This is a genomic window from Emcibacter sp., assembly GCF_048269205.1.
Lineage (GTDB): Bacteria > Pseudomonadota > Alphaproteobacteria > Sphingomonadales > Emcibacteraceae > Emcibacter.
Genome location: NZ_JBLXJC010000002.1, coordinates 697,397 through 715,798, shown reverse-complemented (window position 1 = coordinate 715,798; position 18,402 = coordinate 697,397). Strand labels below are relative to the sequence as shown.

The window sequence follows — 18,402 nt, the reverse complement described above, 5'->3', positions numbered from 1 at the left end:
TAACCCTGTTACCTTGCTGGGACAAGGGAGAGAAGACAGGGATAAAGGGAGAGCATAATGCCGGGTGCTTCATCAAAATCAACGGTACGGGAAGAGGTTTATCGCCTGTTCCGTCATATGGGTGTGGACCGGATATTCGGTAACCCCGGTTCGACGGAACTTCCCATGTTCCGCAATTTCCCTGATGATTTCGACTATGTTCTGGGGCTTCAGGAATCTGTCGTCACGGGTATGGCCGACGGTTATGCCCAGGCCAGACGCCGTCCGGCCGTGATCAATCTTCATTCAGCGGCAGGGGTCGGCCATGCACTGGGTAATCTGTTTACCGCCTGGAAAAACCAGACGCCGCTGGTGGTGATCGCCGGACAGCAGGCCCGCTCGATCCTGCCCTACGAGCCCTTTCTGTTTGCCGCCGAGGCCACGGAGTTCCCCAAACCCTATGTGAAATGGAGTTGCGAGCCGGCCCGGGCCGAGGATGTGCCGGCCGCCGTCGCCCGCGCCTTTTATACGGCTCTGCAGCCGCCCTGCGGCCCAGTCTTTGTCTCGGTGCCTGTGGACGACTGGGACAGGCCGTGCGACCCCATGGAGCTGCGCCAGGTGAGCCAGTCTATCGAAGGCGACAGGGGAATGCTGGCGGAAACCGCCAGGGCGCTTGCCGGAAGCAAAAACCCGGTTTTCGTGGTCGGGGCCGAACTGGCCCGGGATGACGCCTGGGACGAGGTGATCAGTCTGGCGGAACGGCATAATGCGCAGGTCTGGGCAAGCCCCATGTCGTCACGCAACAGCTTTCCCGAGGGCCATGACCTGTTTGCCGGCTTCCTGCCGGCCATGCGGGACGAGATCGTAAAGCGCCTGTCCGGGCATGACCTGATTCTGGTATTGGGGGCACCGGTCTTTCCCTATCATGTGGAGGGACGCGGTCCTCATATTCCGGAAGGAGCCACGCTCTGTCAGTTGACCTGCGATCCGGCCCAGGCGGCACTTTCTCCAGTGGGTACAGCCATCCGAACCGGTCTCAAGGCCGGTCTCAGGGCCCTTTTGGAGGGGGTGGAACCGGACGTTACCCGCCCTGCACCGTCCCTGCGTCAGTTGCCTTCCTGGGAAACAGGTGACCGCCTGACGGATGGGTTTCTGTTTCAGTCACTGGCGGACCTCAGGCCCGAAGGCAGTATCATTGTGGAAGAGGCGCCGTCCAGCCGTCCGGTAATGCAGGCCCGATTGCCGATCCTGGATCGCGATGGGTTCTATACCTGCGCCAGTGGCGGGCTTGGTCACGGACTGCCTGCCGCGGTGGGTGTGGCGCTGGGCCGTCCGGGTGAAAAGGTAATTTGTATTCTTGGTGACGGCTCAAGCCTTTATGCCATTCAGGGGCTGTGGTCGGCCGCGCAGCTTGGCCTGCCGATCAGTTTTATCATTGTCAATAACGGCAGCTATCAGGCGCTGGAAAACTTCGGGCCGCAATTCGGTTTGCAGGAAGTTGTCGGAACCCGGTTGCCCGGTATTGACTTCTGCGCCCTTGCCGAAGGGCAGGGAATAAACGCCGTGCGGGTGGACAGGCCGGAAGACCTGGGTGAGGCTCTGACGGGATCTTTCAGGGCGACCGGACCGACCCTGGTTGATGTTCACATAGAGGAATAAGGGTGTTTCAGGAGCAAAAGGGATGAAAATTTATTCGGTAACGGACTGCCGCGCACGCGCCAAAAAGCGCCTTCCTGCGTTCCTGTTCAACTATATTGACGGCGGCGCGTCAGAGGAAATAACGCTGGAGCGCAACAGGGAAGACCTCAGGTCTCTTGTTTTGCGGCAAAGGGTGCTGAAAGACGTCTCCGGGATTGACCTGTCGACAACTCTGTTCGGGCAGCAGCTGGCGGCACCGATTATTTTGGGTCCCGTGGGTATGGCCGGCATGACAGCCTGCCGCGGTGAAGTACAGGCAGCACGTGCTGCCGCCGCAGCGGGGGTGCCTTTCTGTCTGTCCACCGTTTCCACCTGTTCGCTGGAGGAAGTGGCGAAGGGGGTGGAGACACCACCGTGGTTTCAGCTCTATATCACGCGGGACAGGGCCGTGATGGAGGCGCTTCTGGACCGGGCCATGGAGGAGAAATGTCCTGCACTGATGGTGACTGTGGATATGCCTGTGTCCGGCATACGCTACCGGGACTACAGATCCGGCCTCTCCGGTGTTCCGGGCCTTCAGGGGCACGGACGGCGCATCCTGCAGGCGCTCGGCAAACCGGCCTGGAGCCTGGATGTGGGCCTGCTGGGACGGCCGCATGCCTTTGGCAATATTGCGCCCTTTATGGACGGTAAAGCCGGCATGGAAGACTTCTTTGGCTGGGTCGGGGGGAACTTTGATCCGACCATTGTCTGGAAAGACATAGAATATATCCGTCAGAGATGGTCCGGGCCTCTTGTTCTGAAGGGCATTCTTGATCCCGAAGATGCTGCCATTGCCGCCGGCATCGGGGTGGACGGCATCATTGTGTCCAATCACGGCGGGCGTCAGCTGGACGGGGCAGCCTCCGCCGTGTCGGCTCTGCCCGCTGTTGTCGATGCGGTGGGGGACCGGTTGCCTGTTCTGGTGGATGGGGGCCTCCGGTCCGGATCGGATGTGTTGAAAATGCTGGCGCTGGGGGCGAGAGGCGTTCTCCTTGGGCGGGCCTGGGCCTGGGCCCTGGCGGCAGAGGGGGAGACGGGTATTTCCGGAATGCTGGAACTGATCAAGGCGGAAATGCGAACAGCCATGGCGCTGACCGGTGTAACCGGAGTGGAGCAGATTTCCTCCGACCTTCTTGTATCGTCGTAATTATCACCGATATCAACATGCCGGGCATAAACAGTATCGAGCTGATCAAAAATGTCCGGGAGAATCCTTCTTACCGGTCTACGCGGATCATCATTCTGACAACGGAATCCGGGGAAAGCCTCCAACAGCCGGGTAGGCAAGCCGGACCCGCCGGCTGGTGGATAATTTCCCGCTTCAGGAAGTCAAGGACAGGTTCCAGGAATTGCTGGGCCTGAAACCTGTTGTGGAAGTTGTGGCACAGGAAAGCGCCGGCACCGACGATGAGGACGATGACGGCATTGAAATGTTTTAACCTTGTCCCACCGAACTGACATTTTCCATCTGTCTGAACCGCGTCTTTTTCACAAGCATAAGGCCCAGGCAGATGAAGGATATAATAATCAGGCTGTTCACGGTAAGAGCCGCAGGCCCGAAAGCATCGGCCCCGAACAGCACGAGATGTGAGGCCAGTGTGGCCAGAAGTAACAGGAAACATGCGTATAGCAGACCTGTTCTCCATTTTTCGGCATCCCCCCAAACCATTGAGCCGATCAGTAGCAATATGGCCCCGCCCCAGAACAGGGCGACCAGGGGCAGGGAGGTCCAGAGTGACAGCAGGGCCGTCAGGGCAAGCAATGCCGGAGTACCCCAGACAGTTGCGGTCCAGAGCCGTTCCACCAACGGGACGGCTTGACCTTTTTGCCGTTTTTTGATCAGCCAGATTTTCATGCCGCCGGCACAGACTACGCAAAGCGCCAGACCCAGAAGAACATATGTAAGGCGAACCGGCAGGCCGCCGAACGAACCGAAATGCAAGGGATAGACGGAAGCAAAAATCTGTTTGCCGACCGGTCCGTCGGAAAGTCCCTGCGTGCCGATCAAACTGCCCTGGCCATTGAAGTCAAAGCGTTCACCATAGATCAGGCGGTCGTTGAACTTGGCATAGATGCTGAACATCTGGCCTTCGGTTCCGGGATGGTCAAAGTTGACAAAATAGGGGATGGCATCTGGTGATGCCGCTGTCAGGGTGTTCCATACGGCGCCCAGGGAGCCGATCTCCGCCGGTGTTTTATTCTCAATCTCATAGTCAACAAAAAGCGGGTTAGTCAGGGCTTTCTGATCACCGTCATAGAGCAGTGCCGTAGTGGCATAAAGCAGAAGTGAAGCCAGCCCGAAGTAAGCGCCTGTAACCGCAAAGATAATATGGAAAGGCGACCCCCAGACACTGAGCCGGTTATGCAGGTCAGCCTCCCTGATCTGGCTTGATCCCGACCATTTCAGGCGAAACGCATCCCGGAAAATACGCGGGTGCGCCAGAAAACCCGTGATGATCAGGCTGCCCATCATGACCCCGAGAAGGCCCACGAGGGTGAGGCCGAATACGCCGGGAAGGTTCAGGTAAATATGCAGGTTGAGAAGAAAGTGGGTCCAGTCATGGGCCACGGGTTCCTGCAGGTCGCCGGACTGGTTAGCATACCATTCAATATCCTCGCCGTCCCCAAGGTCTGCGGAAACGGAAACTCTGGGAAAGCTTTGCGTGGGGGGAACAACATGCATGTGATCGGCCTGGATGGTCGAGTTTTTCTCCTCGGCTATTTTACCGAGCAGGGTCCGAACCGCCTGGTCAAGGACGGCGGGTTCATAATCGGTAAATTCCTGAATATTGGGCTGTTCCCATCTTTCCAGATCGGGATAGAGCACGGCCAGTGTGCCGCTTACACTAACCACATATAGAAGCCCGCTGGCAATCAGGCCCAGCAGGAGATGCGCGGACAGGGATTTTTTGACGAAATCCGGTGTCAGTAAATTTGGTGATTTTTTGTTCATTGATATACCCCTGAATACCCTTTGGTGATGGTTTTCTGCCCTAATGGATCACGATGGCGCCAAGGCCCGTGATTACCAGCAGGCCGGCCAGTATCCGGTTCAGGCGCTGATCCATCAAAGCCCAGACCATGAGGAACGACCAGAGCACCGGAACCGCAAAGGCCAGAAATACAATATAGTTGGATATGGCTTCGTCGCCTTCCGGCAGATTGCCTTTTCCCACGGCCAGCACCGCCAGTCCAAAGGCGGTTGCAGCAATCAGGGAGAAGGGGCCGGCAAGAAGAAAGCGGAAGACCTGGCGCCATTTCGAACTTCTGCCTTCGTCCTCTGTCGGGGAAGTCCCGCTCTGGTCTTTTTGTGCCGTCTGGCGGCGCTCTTTACGCACTGTCTTCCAGTTTGTGGTCAGGGCAATAAGGGCGAGGGCAAACAGGGTCAGGACAGCAAGTCCCAGGACCTGTCCACGGGCAGTTCCGCCCGCCAGGGCCCAGGGCCAGACGGAAACAAGGATCGCGCCCCAGCCTGCTGGCATCAGGTATCCCTTGTTGCCGGATTTACGTTTCCAGGATGAATAGATAAGCAGAAGACCGCCCCCTGTGAGGGCGGTCGCTATGGCTGCCATGACCGGTGATAAGAAAGTCATGATTTTCCCTTATGTGTGATTGCAGTTACCATCTGGCCTTGATGCCAAGTTCGATGGATCGCTCGGCCCCGAACCAGCACCAGCCGGCGTTGTAACATCCGGAGACATGGCGCTTGTCGAAGATATTTGTGCCGCTCAGGGTGACGAGAATACCGTCCAGCGAGGAAATCGATTGTCCAAGGTCATATTGCAGCGAAGCATCCACCAGGGTGTAGGAAGGGACCTTGTCGCTGTTGGCGGCGTCAATAAAGGTTTCTCCCACATAACGGACGCCACCGGCAAGACGGAGGCCTTCCAGGCTTCCTTCCGGCAGCGTATAGCTCAGCCAGACATTGGCGGTGTGATCTGCGATCTGGACCGGTGTATTACCCACCAGGTCGCTATTGTCCTTGGTATAATCATTATCCAGATAGGTATAATTCACATTGACCTCGAAGCTGTCAGCGAACAATGTGCGAGCTTCAAATTCGATGCCTTGTGACTGGACTTCGCCAGTCTGGATGCTGAAACCGGGATGATCGGGATCTGAAGTGGAAACATTCTGTTTTTTCAGGTCGAACAGGCTCAGTGCGGCAAAAATCTTGTCATCCGGGGACTGATATTTCACACCCACTTCAATCTGTTGTCCGGTGGTGGGTTTGAAGGGTTCGCCGGCAAAATTCTGTCCGCTGAGCGGTTCAAAGGATTCGGAATAGCTGACATAGGGGGCGAAACCATTGTCAAAGTGGTAGAGAATACCGGCCCGGCCACTGAAGTGATCATGGTCCTGTTTGGTTTCCTGGCCAAAATTGATCGCATTGTTGGTTTGGTTGAACCAGTCATAACGTCCACTAAGAAGGACCACCAGACGATCAATTTTTATCTGGTCCTGCATATAGATGCCGATCTGGTCGCCGGTGATATGCAGGTCATAATATTGCGGAACAGGACCAATGCCCTGATTGTTGTCCGGATTAAAGATATCCAGCGTCGGGGCTGAGCCATAGCCGACATCGGCCGTTGAATCCAGGTTCTGATAGTCGAGGCCGGTGATGAAATTGTGTTCGACAGCGCCGGCGGTAAACTGGCCCAGGACCTGTGTATCAACCACAAAGCTGTCGAGCGTCTCCTCGGAATAGATGGAGGCGCGGTAGAGCGTGCGGTTGTCGGGCGCCAGACCACCGGAATAAACACTTTTGTAGCTCACATCGGTCTCACCATAACGCAGGTTCTGGCGCAGGGTCCAGCTGTCATTTAAGTTATGCTCGGCCAGATAACCTAAGAAGAACTGTTCCCGATCGAACTCCTCAAACTGTTCATCCCCGTCATAGAAATCCGGCTCCAGGTTGCCGAGCGGGTTGTCAAAGACAGAACCAAGCGCAGGTGCCGCGCCGTATGCTCCGGAGGTCGGATCGTTCTGCCATCGGCCAAGCAAAGTGATCGTGGTATCTTCACCCGGTTTCCACGTCAGTGACGGCGCGATGACGTAGCGTTCTTCCTTGGTGGTAATGGCCTGGCCGTCCCGTTTGCGGCCAAGGGCAATGATCCGGCCGGACAGGCTTTCGTCATTGGTCAGGGCGCCGGTGAAATCCAGAGCCCCCTCGATCAGGCTGTCGGTACCTACACGAGCGCCTACTTCATAGGCAGCTTCCGTTTTCGGGGTTTTGCTGATGATGTTGATCAGCCCGCCCGGTGAGGCATTTCCGTAAAGAACGGAAGCCGGGCCCTTGAGGATTTCCACCCGTTCGACGGTCAGGGTATCGATCTGAGGGGAGGCATACCAGCCGTTATACATCAGCTGCAGGCCGTCCTGGTAGTTGCGGAAGGTGGTAAAACCGCGAATGGTGAACATGTCATAGCGGGAGACAACACCGCCGCGGGATTCCGGGGTGATGCCCGAGGTATAGCGCAGGGCGTGGTTCAGGGATTCGCTGCCCTGCAATTCCAGGAGATCAGAGGTGATGATGCTGATGGATTGAGGGGTCTCAATCAGCGGTGTATTTCCTTTGGTCGCCGTACTGCCTTCCAGGCGGCTCTGATAGCCTTCGACGGTAATTTCTTCGATATCACTGTTGTCGGCCGTGTAAGATTCTTCGGCTATGGAAGGCGTTCCCGTAAAAAGAAGGGAGGTGGAAAGCAGTAATGCTGCTTTTCCGGTGGCCGCCCTGAAACTGCTGTTTTTCATTTTTTCCTCTTAAAACCTGTATGGGTTGTTTACTTGGCTCTTTAAAGTACCGTTTGATGATGCCTTCACCTTTATTGCAAATAATTCTCACAATCAATAAAAATAATAATAATTGTTAATAAAAGAATATGTTTAACTCTGTCCTGTCCGGGTCTGCGGGCTGCTGAAGTGCGGTTTTCAATTGTCCAGGGCGGGCAAATTGGCTAAGACTTTCAAGGTGTTTTATCAATGAGATTCGCATCCGGAGGAAAAATGCCCCTTTCAATATATGAGATTCAGGGACGCAGGATATGAGTGAGCGAGCCCCTGTTCTGCTGATTCCATTACTGATTCTGGGGCTTGTTTCTTGTGCTGTTGCCGGTTTGATGATCGGTCCGGTTGATCTTTCCCTTTCCCGGGTTTTTTCAGGTCTTTTCGGGACCGGTGATGAAAATATCACCATTATTATTCGGGAATTGAGATTGCCCCGGGTGGCGATCGGAATTCTGGCCGGGGCGACGCTCGGGATTTCCGGGGCCGCCTTGCAGGGGCTGTTACGCAATCCATTGGCCGATCCCGGGGTGATCGGGGTGTCGGCCTCTGCCGGTCTCGGCGCGGTGATTGCCATTTCCTTTGGACTGGTTTCAATCTTCCTTATGGCGGTGCAGCTCCTGGCCATGGCCGGAGGACTTGTCGCAACAAGTATTCTGCTCTATCTGGCCGCCCGGGACGCCAGCATCATGACCCTGATTCTAGCCGGTATCGGCCTTAGTTCGCTGGCGGCGGCACTCATGGCTCTGGTCATGAATTTCGCTCCCAATCCGCTGGCCCTTCAGGACATGGTCATGTGGCTGATGGGGTCGCTGCAGAATCGCACATCGGAAGACCTGGTGCTGACGCTGCCCTTTGTGCTGGCTGGCTGGCTTCTTCTGATCGGCACCGGCCGTGGGCTTGACGCCACCAGTCTTGGCGAGGAGACCGCCACGACATTGGGCATCAACATGAAATTCCTGCGGCTGAGGATCATTCTGGGAGCTGCCGTCAGCGTCGGGGCGGTTGTAGCTGTCTGTGGTACGGTCGGCTTTGTCGGGCTTGTTATCCCTCACTTCCTGCGTCCATTTGTGGGCTATGCCCCGGGCAGACTTCTGCTGCCAAGTGCTCTTGGCGGGGCAATCCTCCTGTTGCTTGCGGATATGATCACCCGGGTGCCTTTCGGCAGTCACCAGCTTCAGCTCGGGGTCGTGACCTCCCTGATCGGGGCGCCCCTGTTCCTGCATATCATTTATAAAACCCGGGAGGTCATGCGATGAACGTTGAGCATCCTGGTCTCGAGATGGAGAGTGTGGCGGTCAGCTATGACGGCAACAGAATTGTCGAGGATGTGTCCTTATCGGTCCGGCCCGGCAGGATGACCGGGCTGATCGGTCCCAATGGCGCCGGCAAATCCACCTTGCTGAAAACCGTGCTTGGACTTGCCGACCGGGACGGGGGTGTAATCAGGCTGGCCGGCCGGCCCCTGGAAGAGGTGCCGCTTGCAGAACGGGCGCGTGAGATGGCTTATGCCGCCCAGGGTGCGCCGGTGCATTGGCCTCTTACAGTTGAAAGGGTGGTGATGCTGGGACGCATTCCCCATCTTGGCCCGTGGCAAAAGGTGACCGAACGGGACAGGGAGGCGGTGGCCCGTGCGCTCGAGATGACGGACAGCTTGCATCTGAAGGACCGGATCGTGACCACCCTGTCCGGTGGCGAGCGGGCCTGCGTCATGCTGGCCCGGACCATTGCCACAGACGCGCCGTTGCTTCTGGTGGACGAGCCGGTGGCATCCCTCGACCCGGCGCATCAGCTACAGGTGATGGGAATTTTGAAAAATCTGGCCGGGCAGGGACACGGTGTTCTGATCGTGTTGCACGACCTTAATCTGGCCCGGCGTTTTTGTGACGACCTGGTTCTTCTGCATGACGGCCGGGTCCTGGCACAGGGGGAGCCGCAGGAAGTACTCACCGACGAAAATCTTGCCAAAGCCTATGGCATCCGGGCAATGCGCTGGCAGGCGGAGGGGGAAGAGTTTATTGTCCCGCGGGAAAAACTCTGAGGCCTAGCGTTCCAGCAGGAACTTTTCCATGGGCAGACGATCCTGCCAGCCTTCCTTTACCAGTTCCGGGGTATCGGTCTGTTCTTCCGGGTAGCCGATGCATAGATGACCGATAAACACCCAGGAGCTGTCCACTTCGAGAAGCGACGCCATCCTGTCCGGGGGCAGGATGCTGACCCAGCCGAGACCCACGTCATAGCTTCTCAGCATCAGCCACAGGATCTGCACCGCAGAGACCACCGAATACATTTTTGCCTCCGGCATGGTGCGTGAGCCCAGCCCCTTGCCGATAGCGGTTTCCACATTGGCAAAGACGCTGATCTGCACCGGGGCTTCCCTGAGACCGGCCAGCTTCAATCTGGCATAGAGGGCGGCGTCTTCCCCCTCATAGTCTGCAAGTGCCTTTTCATTTTCAGCTTCGAAAGCCCGGATCAGTTCGTCTTTTGTGTCCGGGCTTGTGACGCGTACGAACCGCCAGGGCTGGGAATTGCCGACGGAGGGGCCCCGGCAGGCCATCTGCAGGCAATCCGACAACAGCTCTTCATCGACAGGATCGGTCCGGAACCGGCGCACATCCCGCCGCCAGACCAGAAGGTCATGCAGCCTGTCTCTGAATTCCTTGTTGAATACCGGGGTCTTCATGGGTGCTCCCTGTTATGGTCCTGTATCTCAGAATACCCTGTAAGCGACAAAGATCAATATCGGAGCATAACAACAATCCGCCTAAGTTTGACTTGACGGATAAATTGTTTTTGTAACAAACTATTTGAAATAACGGGAGCGACATATGAAAGCATATCAAATCGAGGCGGGCAGCACCAGTCTGGACGGCCTGAAACAGGTTGAACTTGAAAAACCGGTGGCCGGACCGGGCGAGGTTCTGGTGCGTATCAGGGCGACGTCCCTGAACTTCCGGGACCAGGCGATTATCATTGGCAAATATTTTACCGGGCCACTGGACCGGGATACGATTCCTTTGTCCGACGGGGCCGGTGAAGTCGAGGCGGTGGGCGAAGGTGTGTCCCGCTTCAAGGCCGGGGACCGGGTTGCCGGGACCTTTTTCCAGGGCTGGGTCAATGGATGGCCGTCCTCGCCGGCGGATATGGTGGCGCTTGGATCACCGCTGGACGGCATGCTGGCGGAATATGTGGTTCTGCCGGAGGACGGGCTGGTGACTATTCCGGACAGTCTGTCTTTTGAAGAGGCCGCAACATTGCCCTGTGCCGGCGTAACGGCCTGGAACGCATTGATGGAAGGGCGGGGCATCAGGCCCGGCGATACGGTGCTTTGCCTGGGCACGGGCGGGGTTTCCATGATTGCGCTGGAATTTGCCCGTATGGCCGGGGCGCGGGTGATCGTTACCTCTTCCAGCGATGAAAAACTGGAACGGGCAAAGGCCATGGGCGCGGATGGCCTAATCAATTACAAGAATACTCCGGACTGGGCGCAGGAAGTCATGAAGCTGACGGATGGCAAAGGTGTAGACAAGGTCGTTGAAGTCGGCGGTGCAGGCACCCTGCCGCTGTCCTATCAGTCAGTAGGTTACGGCGGCGAGATTGCCCTGATCGGTGTGCTTGCCGCGCCGGACGGGGACCTGAGCCCCCATGGCCTGATGTTCAAGGGCGCAAGCCTCAGGGGTATTTTTGTCGGTAACCGGGATATGTTCGAAAGCATGAACCGGGCCATTGCTACAAACGGCATCAAGCCTGTGATCGGGGCCAGCTTTGATTTCAACCAGGCGGTGGAGGCCTTCCAGCATCAGATGACCGCCAGCCATTTCGGCAAGATTGTGATCAAGATATGAACCCGGCTTAAGGTATTAAAAAGCCGCCTTTGAAAAGGCGGCTTTTTGTTGTTTTGGGGGGCGGAACTAACCCACGTTGCGACTGGAATCGCCCCAGAACTTTTGCCGGATGGTTTTTTTGTCCAGCTTGTTGGCGGGGGTTTTCGGAAGCTCCGGCCAGAATTCCACTTTCTTTGGGGCTTTCACACTGCCAATGCGGGCCTTGCAGTGGGCAATCACTTCTTCCCCGGTGATGCTGGCTCCCTCGGCGAGCACGCAGATCGCGGTGACGGCTTCACCCCATTTTTCATGGGGGGTGCCGATCACGGCGCATTCCAGAATTTGCGGCAGTTCCAGTACGGTAGCTTCCACTTCGGCGGAAAAAACGTTGAAGCCGCCAGTGATGATCATATCTTTCTTGCGGTCGACGATGAAAAAGAAACCGTCCTCGTCCCGGTAGCCCACATCGCCCGTGTGATGCCAGCCATGGGTGCGCACTTCCTCTGTGGCTTCCGGCTTTTCGAAATAGCTGTGGCTGACCAGCGGTCCGCGGGAGACGATCTCGCCCCGTTCGCCGGGCGGCAGCAGGTTGCCGTCGTCATCCATGATGCCGAGCCGCACGTGGGGCGTGGCCCGGCCGCAGCTCGCCAGCCGTTCAGGATGGTCACCGGCGGCGGCTTTCGCTACCGTGGCCGGGTCAAGCCAGGTCATGACCATGGGCGATTCCACCTGCCCGTAACACTGGCACATGCAGGGGCCGAAGATCTCAACGGCCTGGCGCAGTTTATCGGGCGCGACCGGCGAGCCGACCAACAGAAAGACTTTCAGCGAGCTGAGGTCGTATTTCTTCAGGTCGGGATGATCCATCAGGCCGTAAAGAGCCGTCGGCGGCAGGTAGATATGGGTGACTTTATGTTCCTGAATGGCAGCCAGCACCTTGCCCGCATCAAAGCCGGGCAGGATAATCTGGGTGGCGCCCAGTGACAGGGTGGCGACGGTAACCGGACCTGCCGCATGGGTGAGGGGCGCGGTGACCAGACAGACAGGTTTTGTATCCGGCACATCCCAGAATCCTGCGGCGGTGGACAGCATGGTGCCCCAGCCCAGATTGGTGACATTGACACCTTTGGAGGGGCCTGTAGTGCCGCCGGTGGGAAAGATACCGACGATCTCGTCCAGCAGGCCGAAGGCATCGCAGTCTTCCGTCCAGCCGGAGGAGTTTCCCCGTGTCATGAAGTCTTCCAGCGAGGGATGATCACCATTGGCCTGGTCGAGGCAGACGGCGGTTTTGATACTCGGCACATTGGCCAGAAGCTGTTCGACTTCGGCGCTCATGCTGGAATGATAGAAGAGCCTCTCGCAACGCACGTAGGAAAGATACTGGATATTGGTGTCGACAGAGTTTTTGGCATTGACCGGAATCCATTTGGCGCCGAAGCGCCACAATCCCAGAAGTGTCACCAGTACGGACCAGTGGTTGGGGGCATAGATGGCGACAGTGGATTGGTGGGCAGCGCCGTCCGCGTCAAGGGCGCCGGCAAACCTTATGGTTTCCGCCTGCAGCTCCCGGAAGGTCATCTGCTTGTCCCCTTCAATGAAGGCAAGGCGGTCGCCCGCCAGTTCTACACCCTTGTCAAAATAGTCAATTGATCGCATTGCTCTCTACTCTTCTCTTCTTTTCTCATGTATTTGTTATCTGAAGGGATCGCTCAGGAAGCAGCAACAATGGCCGGAATAAAAGATGGATATCATTTCGGTTTTCATAACAATGCTTGACAGTCCCGGGGGAGATTCAGATATAGTTGGCTATACTTATTGTTAGTTATGCGGCATATTATAAATAAAAGCGGTCCGAGACAACAGATTACATAAACGGAGCTGCAATAATTTGCCGCATGCAGATCGGGAAGCGGGAACTCTGATCCGCCAACACCGTGACGCAGGGCATAGGGAGAACTGAAATATAGGGAGACTGTGTGATGTACCATTTTTCCACAGACCTGGTTGCGGCGGACAACAAGCTGCTATACTGGAACGATACGGTATGCGACACCTTTACCGATCTGGAAACGGTGGCGCTGACGCCTAACGAGTTTCAGGCCAGTATGGACATGATACCTCTCGGGGACCTGCCTCTGGCGAACCCCCGTTCGGCGCCGGCCCAGATCATTCGTACCTCCCGGCATGTCTCCCGGGCACGGGACCATCATTTTTTCCTGCATCTGCAGCTGGAGGGCAAGGTGGAGTCCCGGCAGCATGGCCATGTGGAGCAACTGGCTGAAGGGGATATGGTCATGTGCGACAGCGCCTCTCCCTATTCCCTGAGTTTCGAAAAACCGTGTAACACCCTTATTCTGTGTATGCCGGCCAAGGTGCTGAAAACACATCTGCCCGCACCGGAGCTTTCCGCCGGGAGAAAGATTGCCGGGAACAGAGGGGCAGGCAATGTCCTGAAGTCAATGCTGTGCAGCATCTGGAGCCAGGCAGAAGAAGAACTTTCCCCCGAGGTGCAGCAACGGCTGGGGCAAAACCTTCTGGATGTCCTGGCGACGACCTGCAATGCTGAACATCAGGCTTCTGCCAGTGAATCATCCGTGGCCGGCTCAAGGCGAATTCAGATCAAGCGCTATATCGAGGCGAATCTGCGGGATCCGGAATTGTCGGTCAGCAAGGTAGCGGCCGCTTTCACTATTTCCACCCGCTATCTGCATGTCCTGTTTTCCAAGGAGGGTGAGACGGTTTCAAATTATATTCAGCGCCGGAGGGTCGAGGAATGCGCGCGGCAGATGTCCGGTGTGATCTGGCGCCGGCACACCATTACGGAGATTGCCTTCGGATGGGGATTTAACAGCACAACGCATTTTGCACGGGTGTTTCGCAATCATTACGGCATGAGTCCGCGGGATTTCCGAAACACCGCCGTGAACAGTAATGAAAAAACGCACGAGGCCCTGGGTAGTTAACCGGGGCGGGATGACGATAAGGCAGATGAAGGTGGCCGGGGACTATGCACAGGGTTGTTCAGACGGATTGACCCTTAAACCGGCGGTAATCAGGACGGTTGACACGTTAACTGTTGTAATTTATCAACAACGTGACTTCTGAAAGCCGCTAAAACTGCGGTAAATCCCCGTGTACGTGGTGGGAAGATTGAAAGTATGGATACCATGAAAAACAGTGCAGGCAAGGAAGGGCCACTGCTGGCGTCGGGAAAACCGGTGAGCTTGAAAGGGCTTAACGATTTGCTCGGTTACCAGTTAAAGCGGGCTCAGATCATTCTTCAGAGAGACTTTCTTGAAACACTGGCTCCCATTGGACTGACCCAGAGACAGGGGGCCACATTGTGGCTAATCAAGGAAAATCCCGCCATTTCCCAGTCTGAACTTGCCTCGGTGCTGTTGATGGACAGGGCGACCATGCTGGTGATTATCGACAAGCTCAGCACCCGCGGTCTGGTCAAACGCAAAAGGTCCGAAGTAGACCGGCGTCGTCACGAATTGTGCCTGACCGAAGAAGGTGAGGCCCTTCTGGCCCAGGCCAAGGAACTGATCAGGGGGCACGAGCAGAGGTTCAAGAAACTCTTCACCAAGGAAGAAATGGACTCTTTTTTCCGTTTTCTTGCCAAGATCGCGAATCAGTCCTGATTCGCGATATTTTTCACTATCCTGAATGATTAATGGCCTGTGGACAGTTATCTGTCCACGGTGTTGCCTTGATTCCTTGCCAATTTGTCCCTGGTATTGCGGGCGATGTCTTCATCGTGCCGGCACGCTGCCTTATGACAGGTTTCCTGAAAAATAATATGCTACACCAACAAAAATAATTTGTTACACAAACAAAATGTGGCATCATGTAGAACAACGCGATGGTGGCGAAGCCCCGGCAACAGGGGTGGCAAACAACGGCTGGTGAGGGCCGATGCTGTCGCAGGAAAATATAGTGGAGAACATAAGGGACGGTGAAAATGGCTGAAACAGTCCATGGTGAAATCAATTATATTGCCCCTATGGAGGTGCGGCCCAGATATCATGCCAATGATACGTCGCAGGATATTCTGGAGCTGGACGTCCGTACTGTAGAAATCATCAATGCCCGCAGTCTGGAAGATGCGCCCCGGTTTGACCGGGAAGGCTTTGTCCTGGCCGGGCACAAAAGCAAAGTCGGGGATTTTTTTGATCCGCAGGCGATTCAGGCTGAATACAGTCGCGAGATTGCTGATCTGGTCGGGGAAATTACCGGTGCAGACGAGGTGCTGGTGAATGCCCCCGGTGTTCTGCGGTTTGGCGAGAAAAGCGATCTGTCCGGTGCGCTTAATAATTCACGGCCGGCCCGGTTTATCCATGTGGATATCAGCCCGGAAACGGCACGGAACATGATGCAGGCGTCGGCGCCGGAAGGCAAAAAGATCAGGCGCTTTGTTCATATCAATGTCTGGCGGGCGCTGACCCCGGCTCCGCAGGATGTCCCGCTGGCCCTGTGTGATGCGCGGACAGTCGCCCGGGCGGACCTGGTGTTTGCCGATGCCATCTTTGACGAACCGGGGAAACCGGAGTGGTCTTTTGAGGGTATTGTGGTGGCGCATAATCCGGCCCATCGCTGGTGTTATTTCCGGGATATGAATGTGGATGAGGTTCTGGTGTTCAGTACCTGTGACAGTGAGCAGGGCTGGCCGTCGCAGGTGCCCCATTCCGCCTTTAACGACCCGTCCTGTCCGCCCGATACCCCGCCGAGGGCAAGTATTGAAATGCGGGCCATCGCCTATTGGTATGAATGATGACGGAACAGGTTAAAGCCCATATGAACTACCTGCGTCCCGGCGGACCGGTGAACCGGCGTTTTGTCGCGCCAGGGGCAGAGATGAATACAGGCACTTATGAACCTCACGAGGTGACAGTGACCAATGCCCGCGCGTTGCCATCTTCGCCAACCCTGGAAAGTCACGGTTTTCAGCTACTGAATCACCGTAGTGCCATTTCGGATTTTTCTGATGAGGAAGAGGTCAACCGTCTTTATCCGGCCGAGACCGAGGCGCTTGTTGCCCGGGCCACCGGGGCGGATATGGTGGTTACCTTCGGCTGGGTCAGGCGTATGAGCCATGTTTCCCCGGGCGGGAGTATTCAGCCGCCGGGAGCTGACGTTCATGTGGATATTGCTCCGAACCGGGCGGAACCTGCCATCGAGAGAGTGCTGGAGATGGCCGGTCGGTCGGTGCCGTCCTGGTCGCGTTTTTATATCAGCAGCCTGTGGCGTGCGGTCTCTCCGCCGCCCCAGGACTGGCCCCTGGCCGTCTGCGCCGGTTATTCTGTGGCGGATGACGAAGGGGAGAACAATGTCATGATCAGGGTGGAGGAGCTTCCTGAAGGTGATGAGGTTTTTGCGCCGGTTCCCGGTGAGGAAAACATGCCTGCAGCCAGCATATTTCCCTATAGCGCCGGCCATGAATGGTTCTACTACCCGGACATGACCCGGGACGAGGCACTTCTGTTCGGCTTCTATGACAGCGCACAGGGGCGAAACTGGCGGGTTCCCCATACCTCTTTCCGGGATACTCAAGTCGATGTTCCCCATGCGCGGGACAGTATTGAAATTCGTTCGATCGCCTTCTGGCTGGACTGACATTTTGAAAAATATTTAAAGAATATAGCGGAGTAAATTATGAGAAAATATCCGGATACACCTGATTTTACCGGAATGAACGAACCGGTATGCGATGAATACCGTCTTGAAAACCTGGACGTTGAAGGGGAAATTCCGGCAGAGGTGAAGGGCGCTTTTTTCCGGGCGGTGCCGGATCCGGCTTTCCCGCCGATTTACGAGGACGAATCTGCCATTTCCGGTGACGGCATGGTTTCAGGACTTTATTTCCGGGACGGCGGCAAGGTTGATTTTGAAATCCGCTATGTGCAGACGGCGCGCCACAAGGCGGAAGTGGCTGCGGGCAAAACCCTGTTCGGTAAATATCGTAATCCCTATACCGATGATCCCTCCGTCAAGGGTGTGGACCGGACCGTGGCCAACACCACTCCGGTGTGGCATGCGGGTCGCCTGTTGATGACCAAGGAGGACGGCCACCCCTACGAGATCAATCCGCATACGCTGGAAACCGTTGGCTCCTATGATTTCGGCGGGGCGCTGAAGTCGGAAACCATGACCGCGCATGTGCGGATCGATCCGGAAACAAAAGAAATGTTCTTCTTCGGTTATGAAGCCGATGGCCTTGCTTCCACCAAGGTATCCTATTGTATTGCCGACAGGGACGGCACGCTGGTGAAAGAACAATGGTTCGATGTGCCCTATTGTTCCCTGATGCATGATTTCATTATCACGGAAAACTATGCCCTCTTCCCGGTGTTGCCGACCACGGCCGATCTTGACCGGCTCAAGGCGGGGGGCGATCACTGGGTTCATCACCAGGATCTGGAAAGCTGGGTCGGCATCATGCCCCGCGACGGCGATGTATCGGAAATGCGTTGGTTCAAGGGGCCCAAAGGGGTTTCCACCTTCCATATCATGAATGCCTTCGAGGATGAGGAAGGCCGGGTGCATATGGATCACAATATGACCGAAAGCGTGGCTTTTCCCTTTATCCAGCGGGCGTCCGGCCTGAATATTCCGCCCGAGAAACTGGGCGGCGGCCTGATGCGCTGGACCATGGACATGAAGGGCCGTGACGACAACCTCGTCCAGGTGCCGCTCGGCCCGCCGGGCGACATGCCGCGCACGGCCAACGAGGACCAGGGACGGCCCTATTCCAAGGGCTGGTATCTGACGGTAAACCCCGAACTTCAGGGGCCGCCGCTGATGGGGGGTGTCGTCGGGGCCGAATTTAACCTGCTGATGCGGATCGAACCCGGGACCGGGCGTATCGACGCCTATGCCTTTCCGCCACTGAGCGGTATTCACGAACCGGTCCATGTGCCCTCAAATGAGAATGGCCATGAAGGCTGGCTTGTGGCCATGGTGGATATCATGCAGGGTGAGGGCGACCTTTACCAGGGCTGCTGGATTTTCAATGCAGGTGATGTTGCGGCCGGACCGGTGGCAAAGATCACAATCCCCCATCGTTTGCGCCCCCAGGTGCACGGATGGTGGGTGCCGCAAGGCGAACTGGACCGTTCAGTGAGGAAATGAC

General features: G+C 56.5%; 16 protein-coding genes. 11 read left to right on the top strand and 5 right to left on the bottom strand.

The window, feature by feature from the left end:
- The first annotated feature begins 57 nt into the window (after positions 1 to 57).
- The 3 genes from mdlC (at position 58) to ACN0YD_RS12200 (ending at position 3,098) form a co-directional block, all read left to right on the top strand.
- Complete coding sequence (gene mdlC, locus ACN0YD_RS12210; RefSeq protein WP_417320152.1) at positions 58 to 1,638, top strand: benzoylformate decarboxylase; 1,581 nt, start codon at positions 58 to 60, stop codon at positions 1,636 to 1,638.
- A 22-nt stretch (positions 1,639 to 1,660) separates the two neighbouring features.
- Positions 1,661 to 2,806: an L-lactate dehydrogenase gene (locus ACN0YD_RS12205; RefSeq protein WP_417320150.1), complete on the top strand. Its 1,146-nt coding sequence runs from the start codon at positions 1,661 to 1,663 to the stop codon at positions 2,804 to 2,806.
- A 157-nt stretch (positions 2,807 to 2,963) separates the two neighbouring features.
- Entirely contained in the window at positions 2,964 to 3,098 is a 135-nt protein-coding gene (locus tag ACN0YD_RS12200) for a hypothetical protein (RefSeq protein ID WP_417320148.1), read from the top strand.
- Here the strand turns inward: ACN0YD_RS12200 and ACN0YD_RS12195 are convergent.
- Genes ACN0YD_RS12195 through ACN0YD_RS12185 form a run of 3 tightly spaced genes read right to left on the bottom strand, consistent with a single transcriptional unit; the run spans position 3,095 to position 7,416 of the window.
- Positions 3,095 to 4,612 (bottom strand): PepSY-associated TM helix domain-containing protein, encoded by a 1,518-nt coding sequence (locus tag ACN0YD_RS12195; RefSeq protein ID WP_417320146.1) that lies wholly within the window; start codon positions 4,610 to 4,612, stop codon positions 3,095 to 3,097. The genes ACN0YD_RS12200 and ACN0YD_RS12195 overlap by 4 nt on opposite strands.
- Before the next feature lie 40 nt (positions 4,613 to 4,652).
- Positions 4,653 to 5,252: a hypothetical protein gene (locus ACN0YD_RS12190; protein WP_417320144.1), complete on the bottom strand. Its 600-nt coding sequence runs from the start codon at positions 5,250 to 5,252 to the stop codon at positions 4,653 to 4,655.
- Between the two features lie 25 nt (positions 5,253 to 5,277).
- Entirely contained in the window at positions 5,278 to 7,416 is a 2,139-nt protein-coding gene (locus tag ACN0YD_RS12185) for a TonB-dependent siderophore receptor (protein WP_417320143.1), read from the bottom strand.
- A gap of 290 nt (positions 7,417 to 7,706) precedes the next feature.
- On the opposite strand from ACN0YD_RS12185, the gene ACN0YD_RS12180 reads away from it, so the two are divergent.
- Together ACN0YD_RS12180 and ACN0YD_RS12175 are read left to right on the top strand one after the other, a co-directional pair.
- A complete protein-coding gene (locus tag ACN0YD_RS12180) occupies positions 7,707 to 8,705 on the top strand; it encodes a FecCD family ABC transporter permease (protein ID WP_417320141.1) in 999 nt (332 codons plus the stop codon).
- Positions 8,702 to 9,487 (top strand): ABC transporter ATP-binding protein, encoded by a 786-nt coding sequence (locus ACN0YD_RS12175; RefSeq protein WP_417320139.1) that lies wholly within the window; start codon positions 8,702 to 8,704, stop codon positions 9,485 to 9,487. The genes ACN0YD_RS12180 and ACN0YD_RS12175 overlap by 4 nt, the downstream gene beginning before the upstream one ends.
- A 3-nt stretch (positions 9,488 to 9,490) precedes the next feature.
- Here the strand turns inward: ACN0YD_RS12175 and bluB are convergent, their stop codons facing one another.
- The gene (gene bluB, locus ACN0YD_RS12170; RefSeq protein ID WP_417320137.1) at positions 9,491 to 10,129 is read right to left on the bottom strand and encodes a 5,6-dimethylbenzimidazole synthase; all 639 of its coding nucleotides are present in this window, start codon (positions 10,127 to 10,129) and stop codon (positions 9,491 to 9,493) included.
- A 145-nt stretch (positions 10,130 to 10,274) separates the two neighbouring features.
- On the opposite strand from bluB, the gene ACN0YD_RS12165 reads away from it, so the two are divergent.
- Positions 10,275 to 11,291, top strand: a complete 1,017-nt coding sequence (locus ACN0YD_RS12165) for a zinc-dependent alcohol dehydrogenase family protein (protein ID WP_417320136.1) — start codon at positions 10,275 to 10,277, stop codon at positions 11,289 to 11,291.
- Between the two features lie 66 nt (positions 11,292 to 11,357).
- Here the strand turns inward: ACN0YD_RS12165 and ACN0YD_RS12160 are convergent, their stop codons facing one another.
- The gene (locus ACN0YD_RS12160; protein WP_417320134.1) at positions 11,358 to 12,926 is read right to left on the bottom strand and encodes an AMP-binding protein; all 1,569 of its coding nucleotides are present in this window, start codon (positions 12,924 to 12,926) and stop codon (positions 11,358 to 11,360) included.
- A gap of 323 nt (positions 12,927 to 13,249) precedes the next feature.
- Here ACN0YD_RS12160 and ACN0YD_RS12155 point away from each other — a divergent pair, with 323 nt between their 5' ends.
- The 5 genes from ACN0YD_RS12155 to ACN0YD_RS12135 all read left to right on the top strand — a co-directional run bounded on the left by ACN0YD_RS12155 (position 13,250) and on the right by ACN0YD_RS12135 (position 18,401).
- Entirely contained in the window at positions 13,250 to 14,233 is a 984-nt protein-coding gene (locus tag ACN0YD_RS12155; RefSeq protein WP_417320132.1) for a helix-turn-helix domain-containing protein, read from the top strand.
- A gap of 204 nt (positions 14,234 to 14,437) precedes the next feature.
- Complete coding sequence (locus ACN0YD_RS12150; protein WP_417320130.1) at positions 14,438 to 14,914, top strand: MarR family winged helix-turn-helix transcriptional regulator; 477 nt, start codon at positions 14,438 to 14,440, stop codon at positions 14,912 to 14,914.
- Between the two features lie 320 nt (positions 14,915 to 15,234).
- On the top strand, positions 15,235 to 16,044 hold the full coding sequence (locus tag ACN0YD_RS12145) for a CmcJ/NvfI family oxidoreductase (protein WP_417320128.1): 810 nt from the start codon (positions 15,235 to 15,237) through the stop codon (positions 16,042 to 16,044).
- 23 nt (positions 16,045 to 16,067) lie between these two features.
- Entirely contained in the window at positions 16,068 to 16,886 is an 819-nt protein-coding gene (locus ACN0YD_RS12140; RefSeq protein ID WP_417320126.1) for a CmcJ/NvfI family oxidoreductase, read from the top strand.
- A gap of 39 nt (positions 16,887 to 16,925) precedes the next feature.
- Entirely contained in the window at positions 16,926 to 18,401 is a 1,476-nt protein-coding gene (locus tag ACN0YD_RS12135; protein ID WP_417320124.1) for a carotenoid oxygenase family protein, read from the top strand.
- Position 18,402: the final 1 nt, after the last annotated feature.